We start from the raw sequence: 9,558 nt of genomic DNA on the forward strand, positions 1-9,558 counted from the left end.
CCCGGCTCGACACCCCGCGCGAGACGGGCTGGCTCGGCGGCGACTACCATGTGATGCGCTTCCTGCCGCCGCCCCCCGCGGGGCGCCCCGGCGAGGGGCCTGAGGGTTGTTGTCTTGGTCACCACAGCGCCGAAACCCAGGCCGACATAAGTACGTATCCCCGAAGCAGTGGCAGTATAGCTCGCAGATGCCAGGATCAACGGGTTCTTAAGATGTAGTCCACCCGCGTCGACGGACAAGTTCACTCAAGTCACGCTCCTGATTCAGGCTGTTACGGCAGAGCGGCGACCTCGCCTTGCGAGTCGCGCCGAGACATATGGATACACAAAGGCCAGGACGATGAGGATGGCGATGATCTTCGCAACGGGGCTGGCAAGAAAGATTCTCCAGGAGCCCCCGGATATCATCATGGCCCGGTAGAAGTTCTTTTCGGCAATTGGACCCAGGATGATCGCAAGCATCATGGGAACCACCGGGAACTTGAGTTTGTTCATGACGTACCCGAGAAGACCGAAAATGGATACGACGAGGATATCCCAGATGTTGTTTCGCAGGGCGAACGCCCCGACGTAACAGGTGATCAACACCACGGGCATTACTATGCTGGTCGGAATCACCGTGACTCTGGCCCACAGGCTGGAGAAAGGAATCCCCACCGCAAAGAAGAGGACCTGGCCGATGAGCAGACTCGTGAAGAGAATGTACACGATGGCTGGGTTGTTCCCGAACAGGTCGCGCCCGGGTGTGAGGCCATACATCATCAGTCCCGTGAGGAACACCGCCGAGTCGGAGTTGCCTGGGATCCCTAGGGTCAGCGCAGGTATCAGTGCGCCGCCCTGGACTGCGTTATTGGCAGCCTCCGCAGCCACCAGCCCTTCCTCATCGCCCGTACCGAAGGTTTCGGGATGCTTGGACAGGCGCCTGGACTCGGACCATGCTACCATGTTGGCGGCTGCGGTTCCGACTCCGGGTGCGAAACCAAAGATGACTCCTATGAGCGAGCTTCTGATGAGGGTCCCTATGTACTTGAACGGAACCAGCACACCATCCAGCGCCCTGCCGACGACTTTGCCCGACCACGCGACGGGGGCGCCCATCTCCTCTGCAAACACGAATGCCTGCGATACCGCAAAGAGCCCGATTATCACATTGAGGAACGGTATCCCGTCCTGCAAGTAGAGGGTTCCGAAGTCGTACCGGATCTCACCTGAGATTAAGTCGTAACCTATCAGGCTCACAAGCAGCCCCACGCCAGCCGCAATAAGACCCTTGATGGCCGCTCCCTCGGTAGTGGTGGCAATTATGCTCATACCGAACAAGGCGAGCAGAAAGGACTCCGCCGGTCCAAATCTCAGGGCGATGGCGGCAAGCATGGGGGCGAACAAGATGAGCGCCATAATTCCTACTAGGCCGCCGAGCATGGATGCCATCCCGGATATCCCCAAGGCCACTCCCCCTTTCCCTTTTTGCGAGAGGGGGAACCCATCAAAACACGTGGCTATGTTACCGCCAGTGCCCGGAGTGTTCAGCAGAATCGCGCTGATCGATCCACCCCAAAGCACCGCAGACCATGCCGTGATCAGGAAAGGCAAACCCATGGTCCTGGGCAAGGTGAACGTGAAGGGAATCAGCAGCGACATAGTGAGGCTTGCGCCGATCCCAGGGAGGGCACCTCCGATTATGCCGATCACGGATCCGAGAACCATCAATGCAAGGGCTGCGGGGTTAGTCAGCGTCTCCAGTGCCTGGACCCACTGCAACGTCTCTCACTCCTTCGGGTAGCCGATGTTCGAACACCTCGCCTGACCCCAGCCTATCCGAGAACACGCGGGAGGATGACTCCAGCAGGAAGGGGCACACCGAGCAACTTGCCAAACACGTAGTACAGGAAGAGCGTCGTGCCTACCGGCACAGCCGCGAGGGTTGTCACACTTCTCATGCCCAGGGTCCACATGAGGGTGAAGATCAGCAGGATCGAGGATGGTGCAAAACCCAGCGTAACCAGTGCCACCATGAAGAGAGGGATGATTCCGAGAAGCACAAGCAAGCTACGGCGGCTTGCCTTGGGCATGGGTTCGGTTTCTCTGACCACCTTACGGGTGGAGTAGAGGTGTACTAGGATCAGGGCAGAGGTGAGAACCGCAGTCACCTGCGGGAGCTGTCTGGTTCGTGGCCGGTACTTGAACCCCATGAAGAACAGTGTTAGGCAGAATGCCAGCAGAATCAGTGGAAACACGATCTCGGCAACTCTGACCCACGAATAGACTCTTCTCTTGGACATCCTAGCGCCCTCCTCTGTGCCGGAGACGGCCTGCCCGGCCCCTGTTCGCCCAGATGCCGAGACCGGAGCAGGCCGGCTCTGCTCGCTCTTGCTTCAGCCCCTGTGTAGTTACTTCGCAGTCCCAGCTTCCCTCATCAGGATCGGGAGGACCTTCTGAATGCTCTTGTAGTCATCCAGCGTCCTCTTGAGGAACTCCTCCGCTGTGAGTGGCTCTAGAAGTACGCCTGCCTTATTCGCCCACTGGGTATAGGCGGGGTCATTCGCCGCTTTCCAGATGGCGTCCGCGAGGATTTTGGCCCTTGAGGGAGGGGTCTTCGGCGGAGCCCATGCTCCGACACCGTATGGGATCACCACGCCCGGAAATCCAAGTTCCTCCATGGTAGGCACGTCCGGGCACTCCGGGATCCTTTGCGGGGAGTGCACCGCGACGATCTTGATGTCTCCTGTAGCTTCGTATCGGAGGGAACTCGAAAGCGGCATCAAGCCGAAGTCCACGTGTTTACCGAGCACAGCCGCAGCTACCTCGGCGGTGCTGTCGAACGGAATGAACTCGGCATTCATCCCGACGACTTCCTTGAGCATCACCGCCTGGAGCTGGGATGTGGAGCCCAACCCTCCGCCGCCCGCGGCCGTGAGCTTTCGCTTTTTCGATTCATTGATGAGGTCCTGGAGGGACTGAAGCTTCGATGCCCGGGCGACAAGTATGGATCGATAGTCCTTGCCAAGCCAGGCTCCGAGATGCACAAACTCCGCCATCTTGTACTTCGAATCCGGATAAGTCAGCTCGCCAAGCAAGCGTGAGGGGAAGGCGGACACAACAATGGTGTAGCCGTCGGCAGGCGCCTGGTTGAACACGTACTCCATTGCGCGCCGGCCACCAGCCCCGACCATGTTCTCCGGCTGGATGTTCACGCCCAGATTCTTCTCGAGGTAGGGAATGAGGCTCCTGCCTGCAATATCCACGCTTCCGCCGACGTCATGGGTGATGATCATCCTGATAGGCTTCACGGGAAACTTGTCTTCTTGAGCGCCAGCCAGGCCCACACTCATGCACAAGACCAGAACCGCGGCCAACATATGGACCATCATTCGTCTGACTTGAGATGCCTGCATTCTTCTTCCTCCCAATCAGTTTTTCGGGTTCCTTCTTACCTTTCAGGTGCGACGAATCTGCCGTAGCCAGGTCGACCGACGATTTTCCCGTTCTCCGCGACAACCTGACCCCTGACAATAGTGAAGACAGGCACTCCGGTTACCTTCCAGCCCTCAAAAGGCGTCCACCCGCATTTGCTCTGGACTCCGTCCTTGGAAATGGTCTCCGTCCTGTTCAAGTCCACAATGACGAAGTCAGCATCCGATCCCGGCTGTATCACACCTTTCCTCGGGTAGAATCCGAAGATCCTGGCAGGATTCTCGCAGCAGACCTTCACAATCTGGTCGATCGTGATCCGCCCAGCATTCGCAGCGTTGAGAAGCAGCGAAAGGTAGTGCTGGACATAAGGAGCACCGCCGTGCGCCTTCCACATGTCCTGCCACCCTATCTCCTTCTCCTCCAGAGCGTGCGGGGCATGGTCGGTCGCCAGGGCCACTGGAAAGAGGTTCTCAGTGCACGCGCGCCACAGGGCCTCCTGATCTTTGGGAGGGGTCCAAGTGCCGAGCACGTATGGCCCTTTCTCCTCCACATCCTTCCATGTGACGAACAGATGCGGAGGGTTTATCTCAGCCGTCACGTTCACCCCGTGGTCGTACGCAAGTTTGACCATGTCCACACCGAGATAGGTGTTGAGATGGAGCATATGTAGTCTAACTCCCGTGGATCGTGCCAGGATAAGAAGTAGCGCGAAGGCAGTATCGTATATTATCGAGTCGCCCCACCTCAACGCCTTGGCATAGTCCTGAGGACCAGTCAATCCCTTCTCCCAGAAGTAGCGCTTTTCGATGTGCTCGCAGAGTTCCTGATTGTGTGGGTGAACTGCCAGGATGGCGTCGTGCTTCTTGCACGCCCTCATAATCTCCATAAGGTAGCCGTCATCGGTGATTCCAAGCTCAGGCATGTGTGGATAGCCGCGCTTGGTGTCTTTCATCATGAAGACCTTGATTCCGATCGCTCCCATGTTCATAAGAGTCTCGATCTGATCGAGGTCATGCGGCGGACCCGGCCAGTGATTGAAATCCACGATGGCCTTGGTCTCTGCCACTTTGCGGTGCTCTTCGAACCGTTCGGGTGAGTTTGTGCTTGGCTTGGTGTTGGGCATGTCCACCGCAAGTGTCACCCCACCCGCGGCTGCTGCCCTGGTGCCAGTCTCAAAATCCTCCTTGTGGGTGAACCCCGGCTCCCTGAAATGGACGTGTGTGTCGATCAAGCCCGGGAGGACCAGCTTGCCCGACGCGTCTATGATCTTGTCGACCTCGCCTGTGAACGTTCCCGGCGCGCAGAACGCAGCCACTTTCTCGTCATCGACCAGTATGTCGGCATCAACAGGGCCCGATGGCAGGTAGACACGGCCTCCACGTACCAGCATCTGCATCTTCTTTCCCACGTGAGCGCCCCCTCCGAAAGCGTTCTCGCAAGTGCGCGATTTTGCATTACTTGATACGCAATAGATGTGCCAAATGCAGACCCGGACCCACTTGCACCAGACGGCCAGCTCCGTGCCTGACAACCACCTGGAGGGATTCGGCGATGAGTGTGGAACTGCACCCCATCTCGCTCATGTTGTCGCCCGAGACGAGATCTTCCAGCGAGACCCCGCACCAATTTGATGCTGGCCCCGCCAAAATGGCGCGAGTTCGGGAGGTGTGTCTCAGTGGGCAGCAAGATTGTGTTCATCGCCCCCGATTGCGAAACAGCCCAGTCTGTGATCGGAATAGCCAATGAACTTGGCCTGGACGTGGAAGTGCCCGTAGCAATAGCAGAAGACCGGCTCACAATCTTGCGCGATTGCCCGAAGCACGGCGCCGAAGTCGTAGTGAGCCGCTGGGGATACAGCCTACAAGCAGCCAGGGCAGTTTCCGAAGTGCCTATTGTCAACGTAGAGATCACTGGATTTGACATAGCCCGGGCGCTTCAGAGCGCGCGTTCCATGGGCGGACGGCTTGGCATCGTGCACGTGGAGCCCATTCTGGACGGGTGTGCTGTCCTCGCAAACATCATGGGAGTGGACGTCGCCGTGTTCCATCGCATGGACACCGACACCACTTTGGATTTGGAGCGCGCGCTAGCCCGAATGATTGAGAACCAGGTGGATCTCATACTCGGCGGGATAGCCATAACCTCGCTGGCCAGGACGCGGGGGATCAAGGGTTTGCGGATTAGGGCAGGCAAAGAGGCGCTCTCCGCGGCTCTTCTGGAAGCGTCCCGGTTGATACCCGTCAAACAGAAGGAAAGACAGCAGGCAGAGAGGATGAAGGCGATACTCAACTCCGCGTACGACGGCATCATCGCCCTCGACAAGAAAGGAATCGTAACCCTCTTCAACCCGATGGCAGAGCGAATAACTCGCCTGAAGGCTTCAACCGTAATCGGTAAGTCCATCGGCTCGGTCATGCCGGCCCTTGGCGACTCCCTCGCAAGAGACCCATCGGAGAGCGAAGTCGGAGTGATCAGAAACGTTGGAGGAGCGCGCGTCATCACGAACTACGTTCCCATCATGGTTGGCGATGAGATATCTGGAGCAGTAATCAACTTCCTGGACATAGCCCGCATTCAGGACCTAGAGGCCAGGGCCCGAAAGGACCTTGTCAAGCGTGGATTGGCAGCGAAAGCCACGTTCTCCGACATAGTGTTCCGCAGCAAAGTCATGCTGCGAACCGTGGAGGTTGCGAAGAGATACAGCGAACTCGATTCGCCCGTTCTGATCAGCGGTGAGACAGGAACCGGCAAGGAACTGTTCGCCCAGTCGATTCACAACGCAAGTGCCAGGGCGAGTGGCCCTTTCGTGGCCGTCAATTGTGCCGCTATTCCCGAGACGCTGCTAGAGAGTGAACTGTTCGGGTACGTGGAGGGCGCATTCACGGGCGCGCGTAAGCAGGGCAAGGTGGGTCTCTTCGAACTTGCCCACCGCGGCACCATCTTTCTCGATGAGGTGGGCGAGATGCCCATGAGTGTGCAGGCCCGGTTTCTCAGAGTGGTTCAGGAGAAAGAAGTAACCAGAATAGGCGACGACAAGGTGATCCCGGTCGACGTTAGGATCATAGCCGCAACCAACAAGGATCTGGAGGCCCTGGTGCGAGAGGGGAGGTTCCGTGATGATCTGTACTACCGGCTCAACGTCTTAGCCCTCAAGATTCCCCCTCTAAGGCAGAGAGGAAAGGATGATATCCTTGCCTGCCTGGAGCATTTCATTAAGAGGTGCGAGCTGCAGATGGGTCGCACCCCTGGCAAGCTTACTGACGAGGACATGAAGGCCCTTGAGACCTACGAGTGGCGGGGCAACATCAGAGAGGTGGAGAACTTCGTGTGGCGACTTGCGGCCATGACCGGCCCAGATGGCTCCCTCTCGGTGAGCGCGTCAACGCTGCTTAGTGGGAACAGCGAAGAGGAGCATACTGGCGGCAGCCCCAGTGCGGCGCGCCATATCGAGACCCTCCGTGATATCGAGTGGAGGGCTATCGAAGACGCACTTTCCACGTTCTCCGGCAACAAGCGTCTTGCCGCCGAGAGTCTGGGGATAAGCCTCACGACGCTGAGGCGCAGACTGAAAGAAGCACGCGTGCAGGGTACGTGAAGACGCAGCAGGGCGTCAGCCCGTCCGGGCTGGCAGCGCAATGCCGAAAACCGAGAATGGAGCGCTCAAAGCGAATATGCCGCTGAGCGCCACATCGTTCGCCGCAGCCCACCCGAAGTTGTTGATGCCGGAATAGAGGAAAAGCCCAAATGCAACCGCCCCCATCGTTTTCGCAAGTCTGTGTCCCCGGATGCCGAGAAGCCCGCTCCGATCGACCGATGTCCGTTCTTCCCCTGACCTGAGTATCCCTTCGGAGTCTCGGTTCAATCGACCATGACTAGCGGGGCCTGGACTTGCCCACCCGAGTCCCAAGTCACGTCACTACTCAACCGGGAATACCTTGTTCGTTTCTGGTAACGAGGACCACCGCAAACAGACTCGGTGCACTTGCGGTGATCCCCGGAATCGCTAGACTTCTTGGACGGACTACAGGTCCACCTTGTACCTCCGAATGAAGTCCTCGTCGAGCTCAATGCCGAATCCTGGAGCTGTTGGTATCGATACCCATCCGTTGGCGATCTTGGGCAGGTTCTTGACCAGCCTGGGCGTCATTGGATCCCGGACTTCGGAGAAGTACTCAGGATATAGACCGTGCTTGATGGCTCCCATGAGGTGCATAGATATGAGGGGTTCCTCATGGTGGGCCATTCGGACTTGGAACGTTTCGGCCATCTTGGCAACACGCATCCACTCGGTGACACCGCCGCCACATGACGTATCGAAGTTCAGTATGTCGACCGCCTCGCCTTCAACGAGCTCTCTGCACCCTCTATAGGAGAACTCGCTTTGCCCAGCACTCACTGATAGCCCTGTATGCTGCCGAACATACTTCATCCCTTGGATCTCGTCGTACCAATGGACAGGTTCCTCAAACCACGTAATCCCAAGATCGCGCACTGCCAAGCCGAACTGGACCGCTTCGTGACGAGTCCAGCCCTGGTTCGCATCGCAACCGATTATGAAATCGGCTCCCACTGCTTCCCTCACGGCTTCCACACGTTTCGCATCGTCCAGGGGAGACAAGCCTCCGACCTTCACCTTGGCCCCGGCAAACCCTTGCTCCTTGTAGTGCTTTACTTCCTCGGCCAGGTCCTTGGGTCCCTTACCTGCCTCATAATAGCCGGTGATGATGATGGGATGCAGCCGATCGGTATAACCTCCAAGAAGCTTGTGGACTGGCTGATTGCATGCCTTGCCGAGCAGGTCCCACAGCGACGTGTCGACTGCGCCCATAGCTTCTGCCACCCGCGCCCGGTCTCCCTGTTTAAGGGTAACTTGGAACATCTTCTGCCAACACCGTTCCGTACAGAGGGGATCTTCCCCGATGAGGATCGGAGCGAAGTCTTCTCGGATGATTCGGATAACTGCATCCTGGAAGTACTTGTTGTCTCCGAGGAAAGTTACGCCTGCTATGCCTTCGTCAGTATTCACCTCAGTGATCAGCGTGCACCTTTTTGTGATGCTGTAGGTTGAACCGGGGAATGGATGTGTGAGTGGCATCTCCAAGGGAATAGTCTTAATCTCAGTAATCTTCAACCGGGGCACTTCCTTTCGAAGAGAACGTAATCCCGGGCACTACACGGCCAGCCGGTGCTCTGATCGGTGAAACATGCGCTGAGACAGGTACGCAAGTCCGAGCAGCACAAGGCCGAGAGCGTCGGTAGCTGCCCCGGGCTGGATCAGCAGTATGGAAGCCGTGACCAACATGATGCGTTCTACAAGTGTGGTAGGTTTCTGCATGAAGCCCTGCACTGCCATGGCCAGACAAGCCGCTGCAAAAAGGCCTGTGATGCAAGCCAGGATGATCTCCGAGGGCTGACCCTGCATTAACAGAACCGGACTGTAGACCACCGCAAACGGGAGGAGGTATGCAACAATAGCCAACTTCACCCCGTAAAGACCGGTTTGCATCATGTTCGAATCAGCAACCGAAGCCGCCGCATAGGTAGCTAGGCACACAGGTGGCGTTATTGCGGACAGGGTCGCGAAGTAGAACACAAACATGTGCGCCGTCAGTCGTGCAACCCCAAGGTCCATTAGGGCGGGAACACCAAAGATCATGGTAATCACGTAACATGCGGCAGTCGGGAGGCCCATGCCGAGTACCATGGCGGCGACCGCGATCAGAGCCAAGGTGATCGCGAGGTTACCCCTGGTCGCCTGTAGGACTACCGACGTGAACCGGAGGGGCAGCCCTGAGAGCTCGAATGTGCCCACAATCATAGAGGCACATGCCAAAGCCGCAGCGATCGGTGCCATCTTTCTGCCAGCGTCCTGAAGCACGTTCCACGTCTTTGCGAAGTCCATTCGACTCTGAGGTCTCAGCATCCCGACTGCGATTATTGCGGCCGTAGTCAACAGTGCGGCGAAATACGCGCTGTACTGGAGCAACAATAGGACAACGAGAATCACGATGGGAATCAGAAGATGCCACCACTTCGCTAGGATAGCCCTGGTTCCTCCGTCATCGGTACTGCCCTCGTTGTAGCAGCCCAAGTTGTTGCGCAGGGCGTTAAAGTGAACGCTCATATAAACCGAGGCCGCGTACAG

9 protein-coding genes are annotated in these 9,558 nt (G+C 57.6%); 1 reads left to right on the forward strand and 8 read right to left on the reverse strand.

The features are described from left to right. The 5 genes from NUW23_11950 to NUW23_11970 all read right to left on the reverse strand — a co-directional run. The coding region (locus NUW23_11950; GenBank protein MCR4426877.1) for a hypothetical protein at nucleotides 1–245 on the reverse strand (245 nt) is incomplete at its 3' end. Between the two features lie 18 nt (nucleotides 246–263). Next, complete coding sequence (locus NUW23_11955; GenBank protein MCR4426878.1) at nucleotides 264–1,760, reverse strand: tripartite tricarboxylate transporter permease; 1,497 nt, start codon at nucleotides 1,758–1,760, stop codon at nucleotides 264–266. Between the two features lie 53 nt (nucleotides 1,761–1,813). Further along, nucleotides 1,814–2,281, reverse strand: coding sequence for a tripartite tricarboxylate transporter TctB family protein (locus NUW23_11960; protein MCR4426879.1), 468 nt, complete (start codon nucleotides 2,279–2,281; stop codon nucleotides 1,814–1,816). A gap of 108 nt (nucleotides 2,282–2,389) precedes the next feature. Next, on the reverse strand, nucleotides 2,390–3,394 hold the full coding sequence (locus NUW23_11965; GenBank protein MCR4426880.1) for a tripartite tricarboxylate transporter substrate binding protein: 1,005 nt from the start codon (nucleotides 3,392–3,394) through the stop codon (nucleotides 2,390–2,392). A 35-nt stretch (nucleotides 3,395–3,429) separates the two neighbouring features. Next, nucleotides 3,430–4,821: a dihydroorotase family protein gene (locus NUW23_11970; GenBank protein ID MCR4426881.1), complete on the reverse strand. Its 1,392-nt coding sequence runs from the start codon at nucleotides 4,819–4,821 to the stop codon at nucleotides 3,430–3,432. 267 nt (nucleotides 4,822–5,088) lie between these two features. On the opposite strand from NUW23_11970, the gene NUW23_11975 reads away from it, so the two are divergent. Beyond that, a complete protein-coding gene (locus NUW23_11975) occupies nucleotides 5,089–7,008 on the forward strand; it encodes a sigma 54-interacting transcriptional regulator (protein ID MCR4426882.1) in 1,920 nt (639 codons plus the stop codon). A 15-nt stretch (nucleotides 7,009–7,023) separates the two neighbouring features. Here the strand turns inward: NUW23_11975 and NUW23_11980 are convergent, their stop codons facing one another. From NUW23_11980 to NUW23_11990, 3 genes are all read right to left on the reverse strand, one after another. Continuing rightward, complete coding sequence (locus tag NUW23_11980) at nucleotides 7,024–7,275, reverse strand: hypothetical protein (protein MCR4426883.1); 252 nt, start codon at nucleotides 7,273–7,275, stop codon at nucleotides 7,024–7,026. Nucleotides 7,276–7,434: 159 nt separating this feature from the next. Then, the gene (locus tag NUW23_11985; protein MCR4426884.1) at nucleotides 7,435–8,544 is read right to left on the reverse strand and encodes a mandelate racemase/muconate lactonizing enzyme family protein; all 1,110 of its coding nucleotides are present in this window, start codon (nucleotides 8,542–8,544) and stop codon (nucleotides 7,435–7,437) included. A 39-nt stretch (nucleotides 8,545–8,583) separates the two neighbouring features. Continuing rightward, a partial coding sequence (locus tag NUW23_11990; protein MCR4426885.1) for a TRAP transporter large permease subunit occupies nucleotides 8,584–9,558 on the reverse strand: 975 nt, incomplete at its 5' end.

This window comes from Bacillota bacterium, from assembly GCA_024655925.1.
GTDB lineage: Bacteria > Bacillota > DTU025 > DTU025 > JANLFS01 > JANLFS01.

Excerpts from the sequence above, each read along its gene's own strand:
- NUW23_11960 (MCR4426879.1), bottom strand. The coding sequence starts at position 2,281 with ATGTCCAAGAGAAGAGTCTATTCGTGGGTCAGAGTTGCCGAGATCGTG.
- NUW23_11965 (MCR4426880.1), bottom strand. The coding sequence starts at position 3,394 with ATGCAGGCATCTCAAGTCAGACGAATGATGGTCCATATGTTGGCCGCG.